This window comes from Caballeronia sp. A2-2 (genome assembly GCF_057612605.2).
This window is the reverse complement of record NZ_CM172588.1, coordinates 1419556-1434949: the sequence shown is the minus strand read 5'-3', so window position 1 is coordinate 1434949 and position 15394 is coordinate 1419556. Positions and strand designations below refer to the sequence as shown.

At 55.7% G+C, this 15394-nt stretch carries 13 protein-coding genes; 9 read left to right on the top strand and 4 right to left on the bottom strand.

Translation table 11 applies throughout. From position 1 onward, the window contains the following. Positions 1–386 precede the first annotated feature (386 nt). The 5 genes from ACZCWR_RS22915 (at position 387) to ACZCWR_RS22895 (ending at position 4446) form a co-directional block, all read left to right on the top strand. On the top strand, positions 387–710 hold the full coding sequence (locus ACZCWR_RS22915; protein ID WP_488876492.1) for a hypothetical protein: 324 nt from the start codon (positions 387–389) through the stop codon (positions 708–710). A gap of 138 nt (positions 711–848) precedes the next feature. Beyond that, a complete protein-coding gene (locus ACZCWR_RS22910; RefSeq protein WP_487303904.1) occupies positions 849–1232 on the top strand; it encodes a hypothetical protein in 384 nt (127 codons plus the stop codon). Between the two features lie 335 nt (positions 1233–1567). Then, positions 1568–2446: a type II toxin-antitoxin system HipA family toxin gene (locus ACZCWR_RS22905; protein WP_487303903.1), complete on the top strand. Its 879-nt coding sequence runs from the start codon at positions 1568–1570 to the stop codon at positions 2444–2446. 641 nt (positions 2447–3087) lie between these two features. Beyond that, positions 3088–4098, top strand: coding sequence for a hypothetical protein (locus ACZCWR_RS22900; protein ID WP_487303902.1), 1011 nt, complete (start codon positions 3088–3090; stop codon positions 4096–4098). 168 nt (positions 4099–4266) lie between these two features. Next, positions 4267–4446 (top strand): hypothetical protein, encoded by a 180-nt coding sequence (locus ACZCWR_RS22895; RefSeq protein ID WP_487303901.1) that lies wholly within the window; start codon positions 4267–4269, stop codon positions 4444–4446. A 355-nt stretch (positions 4447–4801) separates the two neighbouring features. On the opposite strand, the gene ACZCWR_RS22890 is transcribed toward ACZCWR_RS22895, so the two are convergent. Beyond that, positions 4802–5275: an HU family DNA-binding protein gene (locus ACZCWR_RS22890; RefSeq protein ID WP_487303900.1), complete on the bottom strand. Its 474-nt coding sequence runs from the start codon at positions 5273–5275 to the stop codon at positions 4802–4804. Between the two features lie 313 nt (positions 5276–5588). Then, positions 5589–7319 (bottom strand): Ivy family c-type lysozyme inhibitor, encoded by a 1731-nt coding sequence (locus ACZCWR_RS22885; RefSeq protein WP_487303899.1) that lies wholly within the window; start codon positions 7317–7319, stop codon positions 5589–5591. A 343-nt stretch (positions 7320–7662) separates the two neighbouring features. Between ACZCWR_RS22885 and ACZCWR_RS22880 the strand changes: the two genes are divergently transcribed. The 4 genes from ACZCWR_RS22880 (at position 7663) to ACZCWR_RS22865 (ending at position 10841) form a co-directional block, all read left to right on the top strand. Then, complete coding sequence (locus ACZCWR_RS22880) at positions 7663–8970, top strand: hypothetical protein (RefSeq protein WP_487303898.1); 1308 nt, start codon at positions 7663–7665, stop codon at positions 8968–8970. Between the two features lie 10 nt (positions 8971–8980). Beyond that, positions 8981–9673, top strand: a complete 693-nt coding sequence (locus tag ACZCWR_RS22875; protein WP_487303897.1) for an OmpA/MotB family protein — start codon at positions 8981–8983, stop codon at positions 9671–9673. Beyond that, positions 9670–10524 carry an HNH endonuclease family protein gene (locus ACZCWR_RS22870; protein WP_487303896.1) on the top strand — a complete coding sequence of 285 codons (855 nt, stop codon included), beginning with the start codon at positions 9670–9672 and terminating at the stop codon, positions 10522–10524. Before ACZCWR_RS22875 ends, ACZCWR_RS22870 begins: the two co-directional genes overlap by 4 nt. Positions 10525–10718: 194 nt before the next feature. Continuing rightward, positions 10719–10841, top strand: coding sequence for a hypothetical protein (locus tag ACZCWR_RS22865; protein WP_487303895.1), 123 nt, complete (start codon positions 10719–10721; stop codon positions 10839–10841). Positions 10842–10905: 64 nt separating this feature from the next. Here ACZCWR_RS22865 and ACZCWR_RS22860 read toward each other — a convergent pair whose 3' ends face one another. Both ACZCWR_RS22860 and ACZCWR_RS22855 read right to left on the bottom strand, forming a co-directional pair. Continuing rightward, entirely contained in the window at positions 10906–12735 is a 1830-nt protein-coding gene (locus tag ACZCWR_RS22860) for a hypothetical protein (protein ID WP_487303894.1), read from the bottom strand. Further along, a complete protein-coding gene (locus ACZCWR_RS22855; RefSeq protein WP_487303893.1) occupies positions 12728–15337 on the bottom strand; it encodes a phospholipase D-like domain-containing protein in 2610 nt (869 codons plus the stop codon). The genes ACZCWR_RS22860 and ACZCWR_RS22855 overlap by 8 nt, the downstream gene beginning before the upstream one ends. Positions 15338–15394 lie beyond the last annotated feature (57 nt).

Here is a 15394-nt window from a genome sequence, read left to right as displayed (position 1 = left end):
GCGAACGCAACGAGGCCAGACGCTGTCGCGCCACTATACGCAGCGAGTACGGAAGTCGACCCGCGACGTCCCCTGTGGAAGCGCGCTTGGCAAGCCCTCCGAATACATGAGTATGAGTGGCCGTTGGCACCTTATCCACGCGTCCACAGCTTCACAATCTTTGTTGAGCGACAGATGATTGGGGAACCTGCACGAACATTGGAAGCCTGCGTGCAGGTCTCTGTTGACAACGGAACCGTAGCAGTGGAGGTTAAAGCCGTACCTTCCGGGGCTGCGCACTCCGAAACATTTTCGTCCAGAGCGGGCGATGGTTTGGTCGATATCACGAAGCAAGTAATCGACCGCCTCAGGTACATGAGGAACAATTCAATGGGACGTTGACGACAATGGACATGGACGCATTTGTGGCGCAAATCAATCATTTACTCCTTCAGCGCGGACTTTCTATCGAGGCGCTTATCGAGCATGCGGGGAGCGCGGCAGCAGATTATCGACAGGGGCTGACTGACGGCCGCGACCTTGCAGGCTCGACTTTGCATCAGCTTGCAGGCGCGCTTAACGCTGAATGGGTGTTGGTTCCAGCAGAGCATGTCCTTAACGTGCGACGCATGTTAGATGCTGAGGGCGTAAGCCCAGACTATTCCGCACCTGGTGCAGCCGAGCTTTACCTTAAGTCGTTACCGGGCACCAGGGGTGGCGACGATGAATGAGCCCGAGTCGGAAAAGGTCTTATCCGTTGCCGAGGACAGAAGCGGCGTTGGAGCTTCGACGGTTGACTCCGCCCGAAGATTATTTTGCGCATTAGCGGGGCATTGATGTCGCTAAGCCCTCAAAGCTCATGGAAGCGATTGCTGCGAGCAGAGCAACTGTTGCGTGACTGCCCCGCGAAACACATCTCGCCGTCAATGCGAGTGGTGACCGCATTTGATGCTATTTACCTGTGCTGCCTTGACGCCTGGGAGTTCACTTCAAGCGCTGAGCGTGACGAAGTGCGTCCGAACCCGGATGTGGTCTTGGCAGTAGCCGACTTACTTGCCGCATCGGCCGAAAAAATTGGCTTAACCACGGCTGGCAACGACCTGATTTTGCGACTGATGCAGTGGAGTTTCTTCGGCGCTGAGGCAGACATGCCTTGCACGCCTGAGCAAGCAATTGACCTCGCCGAGCAGGTGGCTAGGCGCACACGCTCGCTGCGTTTAGACGGCCAAAGCGACGCAGCTATTCAACATTAGGCAAGCCATGCGAATACAACCACCTGTAACAACATGCCTGACATCACACAGAGAAGTCTCCTCTCTGAATTGAAAGCAAGGTTCGACAACTGGTTCGGAAGATGAGCATGACGACGAACAGCACAGAGGCCGTTGTATTCGCGCACATCGACGGGAAGTGGGAGAACTGCGGCCGACTCATTCTCATAGAGCAGAACGGTGAACTCTGCCACTCCCAGTTTGAATATAGGGAGGGCTATCGCAATTCCAGACGTTCCATAGAGCTCGACCCAGTCCAACTTGCTTTCTCAGACAAGCCTACAAGGCCGCATACGAGGCTGGCTCCGAGAGGTGGCTTGAAATACTTCGGAGCGCTGCGCGACGCAACGCCCGACTCGTGGGGACGCCGCGTAATCGAGTCGGAACTCGGCGGGCAATTGAACGGCCTCCCAGAATCGCAGTACATCTTGCACGCAGGTAGCGAACGGGTGGGGATGATTGATGTGCGACTAACTTTTGGTGACCCACCGTTAGAGCAACGTGACGACTGGTCGAATCTCGGAAATCTCGCTCGGGCTGCAGAACTCATAGAGCAAGGCTTGCCCATCTCCGGCAAACAACGGGACATCTTCGCACAGGGTGTTGGACTGGGCGGTGCGCGACCAAAGGCATCTATCCGCGACGAAAAGGGTATTCTCTGGCTCGCCAAATTCTCAAGTCGCGGAGACCGGTTCGAAATACCCGCAGTTGAATGTGCGACCCTAAGGATGGCTGCGAAAGCAGGTATCCGCGTTCCCGATGTTGAAGTCACTCGTCTTGATGAAGGGTGCATGATGCTTATCCGTCGATTCGACCGTTTCTGGAAACATGCAGAAAGCCCGAGTCTTGATGAAGGAAGCCGGATGTCGAGCGTTCCGGGTGACGAGCGGGTAGAACACCGTACCCCCTTCATTAGCGCGCTAACGCTCATGGGTTGTGATGAGTCAGAGTCTCGAAACGTGAAGTATTCCAAATTGGCGGCGATGATGCTCCGTTACTGTCATCCCGCTGTCGTTCGAAACGACATGCATGAGTTGTATCGGAGAATGATTTTCAACATCGTCACAACGTGTGATGATGACCATCTCCGCAATCATGGGTTCATATGGGATGAAACGATTCGCGGGTGGCGGCTGAGTCCTCTCTACGACGTTGTACGCGACCCAGCATCGCTAGTGAGCGATATCTCCACCTAGGTGTTGGTGCGCAAGGTCGTCTCGCGACAATAGATAATGCGCTAACCGAGCATCGCGCGTTTGGCCTGTCTGAGCATGCCGCTACGGAAGCGATTTCGGAAGTCTGGCAAGTGGTACAAGATTGGCGGCGCCACTATGAAGCGTCAGGTGTTGACAGAAAGGACATCCAAACTATCGCATCAGCTTTTCGCAACCTTGATGAGATGGCGAGCGAAGACGTGCAGCGCGCCTTGCCATGACGCCGCCGCAGCCAGTTCCGCATGGTCGCTACGAGCAAGAAAGAGTAGCTTGAGAAACGAAATAACGACCCCTCGCGCTTTTGTCGAATTGAACGGACAATCCTCTGTTCGGTAGGGCGGTTACATTAGTTTCGTCGGCAAGAATTTTCTCTAACCTAAGCATGACCGGGTGTCCGGTTAAGCGGAGGCAGTTCCACTGAAGTCCTTATCTCGACCCTGCTTTGATTGTACAAGGTCAACCTAGAGCACCTATTATATGTCTGACTGCTCTTACGGTCTTGACAAAACTATGTGTTGTCGCGTTCTTGCATTTGAGCATACGAATTGCCTGTAAGAGTCTGCTGGTTGACCCGAGGCAACGCCATGCCCGTTTGAAGCAGGCGCAACTAATGGAGGTGTGCCATGACTGATACACAAATGCGGGAGGGTGAATTGGCTCTCGCTCCAGCCGAAATCCTCTGTCGATATCTCGACGCACAGATGCAAAGTTTATCTCTGGAAGATGCTGATTACGTGTGGGGTTATGTCACCGAGAGCGAAAACGACAGTCTGAAATCTATCGCGAGACGATTAGAGGCGGAATTAGCGCCGCACAGAATTCATCTGCTGCATCGCAGCGCACTGCGCGCTGTGTCTTTGATAATGGAGAATGAGTTCAACTGCACGTCAGGGTCTCGCGAGATGAGGGCAAAGAACTCGCCCCTATGTGAGTTGACTACGTTAATAGGCGGCATCGAGGAGCAATCCGGCTACTTCAGTACGTTATGGGATGCAGTAGTGTCAATTGTTAGTACTGTTCATTCGATTATGCGGAAGCCGCATGAAGTGGCTTTCTGTGAGCTGACCAAGTACCGTTTCGGCGTAGACATCGACATTGAGCCAGTCGAGTCGGACTATTTGCAGTTTACACTCCGGTTCGTTTCCAGATGCTCGGACAATGACTCAGAGCCAGTCGCGATTGCTCACGAAGAACTTCGCCGCGCTTTGAACTTGCTTGTAACAGGTCTGCTTCGGGCCCGACCAGCAATGCTTGTCAACAATGCCACTGTTCCTTCTGTACTTCCGCCATGGTTGAGTGCGAGGTTTAACGTCATCAATTACGAGAGCGAGAAGAAATTTGTCGCCATGGACGAGAGAGACTTGTTCACTCTCTTCGTAAATTCTGGCTATCAGAGGTACGAGTCAGCAGATGGGCAATGGGTTGTGACCACGGGAGCCGGAAAATTTTACGTCGATGCCTACTGGATAGATTTTCGACGGCCCTACGAACAACATGATGGTTTAAGGGAGCCATTGACTCGCGAAACGGCAGCGGATGTGTGCAGGCGATTCGGACTGTTCAGCCGGTCAATCGCTTCTCGGGAGGCTAAGGCACTTAGCGAAATCAACGCGGCAATCATCAGTCTCCGTTGATACGGCATTGTTGCCTGACCAAGTACCAGCGGCCACGCATTGCATGCACACGGAGCGGACCACGCACTAGCACGAAAAAAGTGTCAAACAATCGACGTCGGAAGGCACAATGGCAATGTGCAACGCCATGGGAACAGATGATTTGGGCGCAGCCAACGAAGTTGTATTGTGAACTTTCGCTCCTCCCATCCAGATGTGTTTCCGCCACAAAGCGTTATCGAGTCTATCCTGGTTGAGCACAGCATCGAAGTCTTGCTTGAGGAAGCTGAAGCTCGCTACAAGGCCTCGGGCATTGTGGCCGGAGATAATCGCGCCACGATTGCTAGACAAATCGAGCAGGACGTCTGACTTGGTTTAGCGTTGACGCAAAAGACACGAGGTTGCTCAACCTTGTCGCAGACCTGACGGGGCGCGGCGACCACCGACATTGGCGGCACACTCTCGATGCACGGGCTTTTCCTTATGAATTGCAACCTATGTCGAAGAAGCAGCACGCACTGTCGTTCGCTTCCACAGGTCGGTGTCAGTTATGCTCGCGCGCCTTTACGCAAGACGACGTGGGTCGTTGCTCTAGGTGCTTCGGTCTTCAGTATTGAACTCAGTGCGATGAAAACGAGAACCGTCCATCGCAATCTCATGTTGTCAGTCGATGCAAACAAAAAGCCCGCATGGAGCGGGCTTCGGTCTTTCGTTAGATTGCGGGTTAGGCGGCCGCGTCCTTCAGCTTCTTCAGCGCGCGAACCTTCAGTTTCACCGTCGCCGGCTTGGCATCAAACCATCGGTCCTGGCCCGTAAATGGGTCCTTGCCGAAGCGGCGCTTCTTTGCTTCCACTTTCTGCGCGTTGATTTTGAGCAAACCGGACAGCGTGAACTCGCCCAAACCCTTCTTGTTCACAGCACCCAGAATCGTGTCTTCGAGAGCGGCCAGCACTGCCTTAGCCTGCTTCGGGTCGACGTCGGCTTGCGTAGCCACATGAGCGATGAGTGACGCCTTGGTGAACGTGTCCTTCACCGGCTTGAGCGTGGCGCTCGCAGCAGTCTTCTTCGCCGAAGCGGTCTTGGTTGCAGCAACCTTCTTGGGTGCGGCGGCCTTTTTCGCAGCCACAACCTTCTTCGCGACTACGGCCTTTTTGGCCGGTGCAGCAGTTTTCGTAGCAGCAGCTTTCTTCGTTGCCATTGAGGCTCTCTTGAAGTTGAACGCTGCTTAAGACGAAGCACCTCGGGTGTAGGATGCACTCGACACATGCGTCGTCTTAAGCTGTCGAGTAGCGTAGCAACGGTTCATCCAATTGACAACAGGAATACCGGTTAAAACAAGGGTTTCTTTCGATTCTTGGGCATGTTAGCGACGTGAGTCTCTGCTACCGGATTGTTTCATTGCTAGATAATTGCGTAGTCCGGCTCTCGACTTCATTTTCGATGCCGTCGATTGAGCGATAGGCTATCGAGGCGTCGTGTGAGCAATATTGGAGGAGCCCGTCGGGCCCTAGTTAAGGGCCGACTCTTCCTGTTGCCGCCATTTCATTTAGCGCAATCTTTTGGTCGGCGTACCACCGAGCCAAACATTCCCGGTCATGGCACGTTTCCTCGCGATAATTCCATTGAGCGCGAGTGCGCTCACGGAAAGCTGTCTGGTCTGACACCGCAGCTTTTGCCTTTGCGTAGCCCGCGGCCAGCTCAATGTCAGCCTCGGCAAGCTGCGCATCGCCGCAAATTAGGTGCTCTGCGTCCGAGTGCGCTTTCGCGCAATCGAAGCTGGTCGGAAAGGTTGGCGGGACTGCGGTTGTAGTCACGCCTTCGGGAGCCGGCGCTGTGCCTGTTGTTTGCATAGAGTCGGCGAGCTGCTGCTGCTTCCAGTTAGCCAGTGGGGTTTGTTCAATGGCCGCGTCTTTCCATTGGTAGGTCGTGAAGACCGGAGTGTTACTGGGCGTATGCATCATAATAAGTACGCCCTTACCAGTAGTCTCGTTGATGGCAAACGCGGCCTTCTCGGAATTGCACTCGTGAGCCATGCATCCCTCGCCGACAAGAAAGCCGTCCTTTGATTCAATTCCGGCTTGATTGACAACAGTCAGCCGTTCGGCAATCTTCTTCCAATCGGCGCGCGCCACTCCGCGGAAGGCTGCTTTGAAACGATGGTCGTTCACGACGTTGTACGGATACTTTCCGACCATCCATGCGAAGGCGCTGTTTGTCTGATTAGCATCATCTCCGAAGGTATGTGACGTCACAGTCGCGGCAGGGGCTGATTCGTTAGCCGTAACGTCGGAAGCGGCGTCCTGGGTAGGCTGCGAGACGTGCGCGGACGCAGCGACTAGCATTGCAACGAGCGTTACGCTGGCGAACCCAATGGCTTTTATTTTGACGTTTTCGCCGACAGCGCGAAGTTGCGGGCGTGGAGAAATTTCTGTCGTCAGCAACGTATCGAATCGTTGCTCTGCAGCTTCGATTTCTGTCAGTGCCGCGTCTCGCCCGCGAAAATATTTCGTCGCGTTGGTTGCACCGTAAATGAGCGCTAACGCTGTCAAACCAAGGCCGGCTCCGATGCTGATTGCGTACGTCAGAAAGGCGCCCAGGAGGCCGACAATGAAGGCGCCTGTAAGGGAGGGCGCGGAGGGATAACTGCGAACAGCACTGAGCAGAGCGGACGCGGCCTCGCCGAGCTCCCCCTGTGAGCCATGATTCTCCGCGCACAGCTTTTCGATTTGGTACACCGCTCGCATCGCTTTCTCTTTCTCTGCGAGCGAGATTGAACCGATATCGACCGCGAGGCGGATGGCGCTTGTCGTCGCCTCAAATTTGTGCGACAGAGAGTTTAGGAAAGCCTGATGGTCCTCCAGGGTCACGGCGTCGCCCAGGTCCTCCGCAAGGACGTGGACCCCATGCGAGAGGAAGTAGTTGACCAGCGCAGTGGCAGTGCGATTCTGCACCTTCTCAACAAAGTCGCGAGTCGCTTGCTCGCGCTTCGAAAGCCGTTCGTATCCGTCAGCGTCCATACTTCGACTCCCGGCTACGACCGAATTGACTGTCCGTGACGTGTGCCTAGCGCTTTTGAGATTGTGGGTATAGCGTATTCCTGTGCCGGGAATGCTCGCCGTGACGCGGCCTCGTGTGTTGTACGTGAAGCCTCCGCCGCCGATGGACGTGCTTACGCCGCTTTTGCTGAAATTGATGCGAATTCCTGGCGCGACCTTGATACTTTTTCTAAATCCCCAACCCATCTTGTCCCCTCGTTGTTTTCTTTGAGTCGATGACTGCTTTTCCCTTCGGCAGTGCCACTGTAATACGTGGACAGTGCGTCAGGCATGTAAGCACCGGCCCCGGCTCGGTGTCACACATACTGGCGGTGTGGTCGATACGACGAGCTAGCCGGATAAATCGCAAAACGCCTCAGCAGTTAACGGCCAATGCTCGGCAAACTTGAGTTTGCAAACCGCTCAAGTTTTCGTTCTTGAGGACGTAATGAGAAGTGCGTCTGTGTCGTTTCTACGCGATGGCGCCGACAAAAATCACCCACAAAGAGTGCGCACGCGCGCGCGCCGTTGGACCTGAGAACAAGAAATCATGAAAGCAAGAGCAGTCCTCGCAATCGCCTGCGCCGCCTTATCGCCCTGTGCGTTCGCGAGCAGTCCATTTTCAGCAGTGTTCTCTGATACGACCACGCTGTTCTTCATTTTGTTGAACGTTGGCCTCACCGCTTACTTCCTTTTTTACAGGTTCAACCGCTTTTCGGTTGTGCACGGCCCGGAAATTCTGACGACAGTTGGTATCTTGGGCTGTTTCCTTGGCATCGCGCTCGCACTTCTTCACTTTGACGCGTCGAACGTCTCCGAGAGCGTCCCGCACCTGCTGGAAGGGGTGAAGACAGCTTTTTGGGCATCGGTGAGCGGCGTGGCCGGCTCTTTGATGATTCGTGCTCGACACGCTGTTCAGAAAACTCCGATTCCCCAAGTTGACGGTGCACCGAAATCGGCGACGCTGGACGATGTCGTAGCGGCGACCCAGGCTCTTCAACGGAGTCTGTCGGGAAACGAAGAGGGCAGCCTTCTTACTCAAATGAAGTTGATGCGCCAAGAGCAAGGCGATGAGCTAAAACAACTACGGACATCCTTCGACACGTTCGCCAAGCGCATGTCTGAGGATGGCTCGAAGGCGTTGATTGAAGCGCTGAAGGAAGTGATTCGAGACTTCAACACGCAAATCAATGAACAATTCGGCGAGAACTTCAAGCATCTCAATTCTGCGGTCGAGAAACTTGTTGTGTGGCAGCAGCAGTACAAGGAAGAGCTGGACAAGCTGCAGGCTCTTCAAAAATCGTCAGCAGATGACCTTCGCAACGCTTCGTCGGGCCTAGCTCTGTTTATCGACCGAGCGTCTGGCTTCGCAAGTACGGCAGAAGCGTTAGAACAAACTCTCAAGGGACTTGCGCAACAGCATCAACTGATAAACCAGTCGCAGCGGTCCATGGCTGAAGTCCTCTCACAGATGAAGGATGTCACGCCTACATTCTCGCGCAAGGTCGACGAGATGACTGAAGCTATGAAGCAAGGCGTAGCCAAAGTGCACTCCGACACGTCGGACGTAGTGAAGACGTTTGGGACGCAATTGCAGACATCATCGACTGAGCTCAAGCAATTGCTCGCGGAGACTCTCAAAAAGTCCCAAACGGAAGTGAACGACAACCTGACTCGGTCGATGGAATCCATTCGACAGAGTGTTGTAGCGTTGGACAAGGGGCTGCAGGAAGAACTCTCGAAGAGCCTCGAGTCGCTCGGACGGCAACTTGGGTCTCTTTCCGAGAAGTTTGTGTCCGACTACACGCCGTTGACGGAACGCCTGCGGGAAGTCGTCCGAATCGCTAAGACGGCTTAAGGGGCTTGCCATGGAAATCGAGCAAAGTAACCAGTCTTACTGGATTCCGATGGCGGACCTGATGACCGGCATGATGATGGTTTTCATGTTACTGACCGCCGCCTTCATGCTTCGGGTGGAGCAAACCACTACGCTTGTGGTCAAAGAATACGAGACCACGAAGCGCGATATGCAGCTTGCTCTGCAGAAGGAGTTTGCGAAGGATTTGAAGCAATGGAACGCTGAGATTCTTGGCGACATGACCATCAGGTTCAATGACCCGACCGTCCTGTTCGCTACTGGCTCGTCGGAGCTTCGGCCAAAGTTCAAAGAGGTTTTGGGACAGTTCTTTCCTCGTTACGTGAAATTGCTGACGTCGCAGCAATACAAGGATGCGGTCAAGGAAATTCGGATAGAGGGGCATACCAGTGCGGCGTGGACCGGGGCCACCGACGAAAAGGTAGCGTACTTCCGGAACATGGAACTGTCTCAAGCACGCACTCGAAGCACCCTCGAGTACTTGCTTTCGCTCAGTGCCCTTCGCGACAACGAGAAGTGGCTGGTCCAACACGTCACAGCAAACGGGTTGTCGTCATCGCGTCCGCTGTCATCGGACGAGCAGACCGCAAAGGCGCAGCTTGCAAATCAGCGAGTGGAGTTCCGCATTGTAACCAACGCTAGCGAGAAGATGGACGCTATCGCCGAGAAGCTGCAAAAGCAATGAGCTCCCGATTCCCAGATTTCCTCGCGTGGGGAACGCTAAATACTCTTCGCCTCAAGATGGGCGCCCCGTTGATTGAACGCTTCGGGGCGCCGGGGCGCATCAAAGAGATTGAACTACCAATTATCGAGCGGCTCGTAGACGGCGGTATAGACGTGAGCGTCGACCAAATCGAGGTTCTCGATGACGGCACTCTTGCGTATAAAGGCTACCGCGTACTCGTCTACATCCGAGACGTATCAAATCTTGGCCATCGGGAGGAGATGCCAAGGTATCACCTCGCGCATTGCCATACCCTCGATAAGATGTCCCGGAATAAGAGATTCGAACGCTATGTTGTCGCGAACTCTGACTCAGGCTTGTTTCAAGTCAACGTCATCGACGGTACAGTGCGAACTCAGCTCGTTGCACTCAATGTATGTCAGAACTGTCTAGCTCATATTTCCTGGCAAGGCTTTGACATGCAACTGCCTCGGCCGCAGCGGCTCGGCGCAGTCGCCGGCTTTAAGTTACCCGATTTTTTTACGGCGTATCCTCGCGACTTGATGTTGAATAAGCCAGGTCACACTTCGGATAGCGCACCGCTGAACCGCTACACGAAAGATTGGATTGACATATCTGCACGAGCAAGACAGCTTCGAGGTTACGCCTGCGGGAAATGCTATGTTGTGCTCAAGGGAAGTGGGGCGAGATACCTTCATGTCCATCATCGAAACGGGCAGAAGAACGACAATCGAGACGAGAATCTCGAAGTTCTTTGTATTGCATGCCACGCAGAAGAACCCCTTCACGTACACATGAAGCGGCTTCCCGATTACCGTCTCTTCATGGAGACCTACGGCGCGCAGCGCTAGCTGACGGTACCCTCCGTACGAGCTGCTCCGATAGGGGGCAGCTAGAGAGCATTCATGCTTGCAACCGAGCGGCAGGCAAGACGCCTCGCACCGTTCCTGCAATCAAGTCGGCGCTCGTGTCGCTGATTGGCTCTGCGCCCACAATCGATAGGCCCACAGGAGCCTTCTGGAAGGACGATACGAGCGCAATTTCGGTGAGCACTTACGACACCAAGCGCAAGTTCTATGCTGAGGGCGGCTACAGCACGATGAGCCTCATCGCCAAGATGACGAAAGTGTGGGAGCAGCAACGCGAGATTGCTTTGGACATTAACTAAACAGACCCGACTTACCCGCAGCCAAATGTTTCCGCCCGCTCGGGCCGGCTGTTGTTCGGCCTGCTCAGGCAGGAGTGACCTCCGCGATACGCGCGGTAGCCACGAGCGCGCGAGAGCTTTTTGCCTCCGTTTGCGCCGGCCAGAGGGCTAATGATTCAGCCGCGCGCTTGCGCCCAGCGTCGGTGATTCGAAACGACTTCTCTTTGGCGTGAGCCTCAAGTAAGCCCGCCTGAACCAGCAGTTGCAGGGAGCAATGGAGCCGGTCGGTCAAGATTGGCGGAGTTGTGAAGCTAGCCTCGTTTTCCAAGTCCCGTTCCAGGCCGTCATCGCCGGGAAGAATCCGGTAGCGGTCTCGAGGGTTACTCGTTTCAGCCTCCGAACGCTCACGGACAACCGAAAAATGTAGATTGACAACGAAGTCGCGAATCACCATCGCGACGAACTCCGTCACGAGCTTATTAGCGTAACGCCGAGCAAGGCTAGCCAAGTCGGCGGGTGACAGTCGGTCTTTCGAATTTTCTCGCAAGTAGGGCCCTTCTTCCGGCCAATTATCGGCTTCTGCGGCGCAGTACGTAAGCGCAACCACGATGAGCCGGACGGTTTTTTTAGCCTTCTCCAGTGTTTTGAACGTCGACGCCTTGCGAAGTTCTTCGAACAGGAGCGGCAAGCCCTTCATTGGAACGACCTGCGAGGCGTGCCCGGTTCCAGCCATACCTGCGGCGTACAAGGTGTCTGCGTCCCCTTGGGCGGTCCGCCACGCGTCGACCCATGTGCCGACGGTCAACGCCATTCCCGGTTCGTCGAGCGCGATATTTGCGGCCAACGTTGCCACGTCTCCAATGCGTCGCGGGTCCTGTCGAGTCATCAGGTGTTGCACCTGATACTCGGTCAAACGCAGCAGCGTCTCTAGGACGAGTTTGATGTACTGGCGAACCTGAAGGCTCGCCCATAACCCCCGAGCATCAGGCACGTCAGTCAGGTCAACCGGACTGCCGTCAGGGCCGAAGCCGCTTCCCATCGCGTGTCTAATGATGTCTACTGGCACGAAACCGGCCTCCGTCGCGAAGCTACCCTCAGAGGCAACAAGCGCCCGCATGGCAAGCGTCAGCCCTTTGTGGCGCATATCCCAGAGTTTATCGATAGGGAACTGACCCGGCGACGGAAGGTACTGCGACAGAAAAGCCTGCTGTTCCGCTGGGTGAGCCGAGTCGAGTCTCAGGAGAGGGTAAAAGCTGGATACGCGCTCACTCGAGATTTTCACCTGACGTGGGTCTGCAAGCCACTCAATCTGCGCCCGGGCGCCAGCAACGTCATCACTATGCGCGACCACATTTGCAAGATGCTGGGCGAATCCAGCTGCCAGGTCCCGTCCTGCACTGCTGAGCATGAAGGCACCGGGAATGGCTTTCGTGTCGAGCTGGAGAAACTGAAGGCCATTCACGAGGCTTGGGCGATACTGAGGCGCGGTGAGAAGGTACGCGCCTCGCGCGGTGTTCACTGGGCGGCCCTTTTCTCTAAGCTTTTCCTGCTCATCGCTGAGAATTTCACTCAGCCGCAGAGTTGCCAACTGGCCAGCTGTCGGCCAATTCCGGTCGGTGCCTGGCAAGCCGCCGCGGTGCTCACGATTGCACCACACAAGCAACAAGTCCATCTTCTCAAGAGCGGCGGTACAGAGTTCACGCGCATCCTCGACGTCCTTCGCGCTCTCCTTGGCAATAAGCCTTGCTTCCCGCAGTGCCCAGCAAAGTGCCGAATAGACTCTGATGGAGTTCGCAACGTTGTTGATTCCCGGCAGAAGAGTGCGATAGAGCGACATGTTCGCGCTCTGCAGACCCAATGGGTCGATTTTCAGCGCGGACTTGGCCGGAGTCGTGAAAACGGGCGCCTTATGCATTATTGCGGCTCCAGTCGGCGTAGATAGACGAGGCGACGTTGTAACGAGTCAGCTCAGTTGCTCTCAGTCCCGCAAAAACCGGTTTTTTGCAGTGGTCGTGAATGGTCACGCGTCGCGTTTTCAATGCGGTCACCTCCCCGATATTGCGCACGGCAGTACGGCAGTTGGGACAGGACGCGACGTTAGTCAGCGGTATCTCCTGCGGTATCAGCCCGAACGCCGTATTTTTCTTGTCGAGTTTGCCCGCTCTGAGCTCTTGTAGTCGCTCGAGCACCTTCTGGTAACGGGGGTTTGGGAGGCCTTGGGCCGCATTCCCGAACACTGAACCGAGCATTAGCTCAAGTTCTTCCCGAAGCGTCAGACTCGCCACGATTTGCGCGACATGCGCCGTTACCCGGCTTGTTGCGCCGGCTTCCCGCACCAACTCGAATGCATCAAGGTTCAGTCCCAGAGCGACTGCGTCTTCCCATTCCTTCACCGGCACTTCGCGTTGCGCGAAATCTTCAATCTGTTCCTTGATAGCACCGAGCGCAAGCGTTGGGGACACATCGTAGGCGCAACAGGCAAAGGTGCAGAGAACGGGAAGCAAGCGCTCGCGGTTGTCGACGTCGTAGTCGTAAGCGCTGTATTGAGCCAACCAGGCCCCCATCCCGTACGGGTCAACTGGCACGAACGCCTGTGGTGATGCACTCGGAGCGGGGGGTGGGGCGCCCCCGGCTTTCATAGAAACAACTCCTTCGGCAAGCGCGTCCGTTGCAGACATAGCGACCGCTCCCGAAACCATTGGCCCCGTTGCATCTTTGGCCAGCACCGCCGGGAGCTTCTCCAGCATCGCGTCGATGGCGTTTTGCTCTTTTGCGGTGCCTTCTTCGACGGTGTCCGCAAGGGCTGTTCTATTGCTACCGTACTCCTGCTCAGGCGTGATGATGTCCAGTTGACCGAGTGCGCGTCCAACCGGGCCAAAACGTGTCTGCCGGATATTGTCATTGAGGCTTCGAAAGGCTGCTGCCATGCTCTCCTCGGCAAGCTGAGGAGCGACAGTCAAAGCTGGCTCGTCCCCGTTTCGCCAGTCTTGGTACGAGCGGAGTTCCTTGAGCTTGCGCTGTTCTTCGCGATAATTGATTCCCTGAGGTTTCGCCGGGGTTAGGTCCTTGACATCGCCCTTGCCGTTGGTCGTCGCTTCAGGCTTGCGATGAAGAACCCCTGTCATCCAGTTGAGCACAGGGCGCAAGTCACGGTCGTTTCCTGTGCCGCTACGGATTCGTGAAGCCGCGCGTGCGAGTTCTTTTTCCCATGGCCTTGCTGCGAGTTCGCTCTCGACGTTGAGCCAGCCGGTGACCGTGAAGTCGCCCGTCCTCAGAAGAAGTCGACGCGCGCCCTCACATGAGCCTCGGCTTACCCGTGCAGTCTTGAACGAACCGTCCGGCTCAAGCGCCACGCCCGCGAGCGTGTGTTCGACTTCGGAGTCGCACCAAATCTCCAAGCTCACGGTGTCTTCGCTCGGGCGCGGTGATACCGTCCCGGTAATGATGCCATCCGACTGCCACTGGGCGTCAAGCGCGGGAGACTTGCGGCCAATCTCAGGGGACTTGAACTTGCACGCTTCGTATTTGACGGCTGCCAGTTCTTCTTCGCTCAACGTCTTCCATTTGAAAGCCGGCGTGTCCAACTTCCGGACAAGAGAAACCTCGACGTTTTCCAGCCCGAACAGACTTTGATTCGTCGCATTGACTGACCCGGTCATGACCATGCAGCCGCGCGGCGAACGAACTTCGAACACCTTGGCATGCGCAAATCCGTACTTACGGGTTTCAGCTGGCACGACGTAACATGTGTTATCAGGCAGCGCGTTCACCTTTTCCAAAGGGATGACGTAGCCCGCTTTGCCCTGACGTACTCCAAGCGAGAGCTCGGACGTTCCGCACAGGCGTGCGAGCTCGCAGGTGGCGTTCGCAGAAGGGTCGAGATAGGGCCCAAAAACAGTCAAGCCCGCCGCGTCCGGAAGATGCTGACGAACCAAGGTGCCGAATTGCTCGCCTGCGGTGTCGACTAACGTATGCACAAGCCAGACGGACGGATTTTCTCGAGCGGTCGGCGGTGCATCTTTAGCCACCTTGGACGCGCGTTCCGCGTAATACCGGAGATTGGCGACCGCTTTCGCGGACAAGCCGGGGCTAGAGGCGAACAGACTGGCGAATTCCGCAAAAGCCTCGAACACGAGCGGATTCGCTTGCGCGTTGACGGAATCAAGCACTTCGAGGTTGGCGTTTTGCCCGCTTGTCGTCAGATTGCCGCTACCCACGACCAAAACGTCATCGCCAGAACCTCGTTCGAGGTAGGCGATTTTCGGGTGGAAGAACCCGCCTGAGTCCTGGTGGACAGGGATGATTCGGTAGGCGTTGCCAGCATAGAGGCTCGTCGACTCGTCGGTCGATTTGCAGGCTTCCCGTGAGTCGACCAGCAAATCAACCTTTCCACAGCCTGACACCTTGAGCAACGGAAGGCAAAACGACTCGAACCAGTTGACGCTCAGGGTGAACGTGGTGAACAGCGCGCGGCGCGGGCGCACGGCGTCGATGATTGCCTGAAGTCTGGTCTGCATTCACGCTCCCCCGAGTGACGTTCGCTGAGGCGACGCCTTTAATGGTCGGGAGATTTT

Bases quoted from the DNA above. Each gene is read 5' to 3' on its own strand.
- ACZCWR_RS22915 (WP_488876492.1), top strand. From the start codon at position 387: ATGGACATGGACGCATTTGTGGCGCAAATCAATCATTTACTCCTTCAG.
- ACZCWR_RS22900 (WP_487303902.1), top strand. From the start codon at position 3,088: ATGACTGATACACAAATGCGGGAGGGTGAATTGGCTCTCGCTCCAGCC.
- ACZCWR_RS22890 (WP_487303900.1), bottom strand. From the start codon at position 5,275: ATGGCAACGAAGAAAGCTGCTGCTACGAAAACTGCTGCACCGGCCAAA.
- ACZCWR_RS22885 (WP_487303899.1), bottom strand. From the start codon at position 7,319: ATGGGTTGGGGATTTAGAAAAAGTATCAAGGTCGCGCCAGGAATTCGC.
- ACZCWR_RS22880 (WP_487303898.1), top strand. From the start codon at position 7,663: ATGAAAGCAAGAGCAGTCCTCGCAATCGCCTGCGCCGCCTTATCGCCC.
- ACZCWR_RS22875 (WP_487303897.1), top strand. From the start codon at position 8,981: ATGGAAATCGAGCAAAGTAACCAGTCTTACTGGATTCCGATGGCGGAC.
- ACZCWR_RS22870 (WP_487303896.1), top strand. From the start codon at position 9,670: ATGAGCTCCCGATTCCCAGATTTCCTCGCGTGGGGAACGCTAAATACT.
- ACZCWR_RS22860 (WP_487303894.1), bottom strand. From the start codon at position 12,735: ATGCATAAGGCGCCCGTTTTCACGACTCCGGCCAAGTCCGCGCTGAAA.
- ACZCWR_RS22855 (WP_487303893.1), bottom strand. From the start codon at position 15,337: ATGCAGACCAGACTTCAGGCAATCATCGACGCCGTGCGCCCGCGCCGC.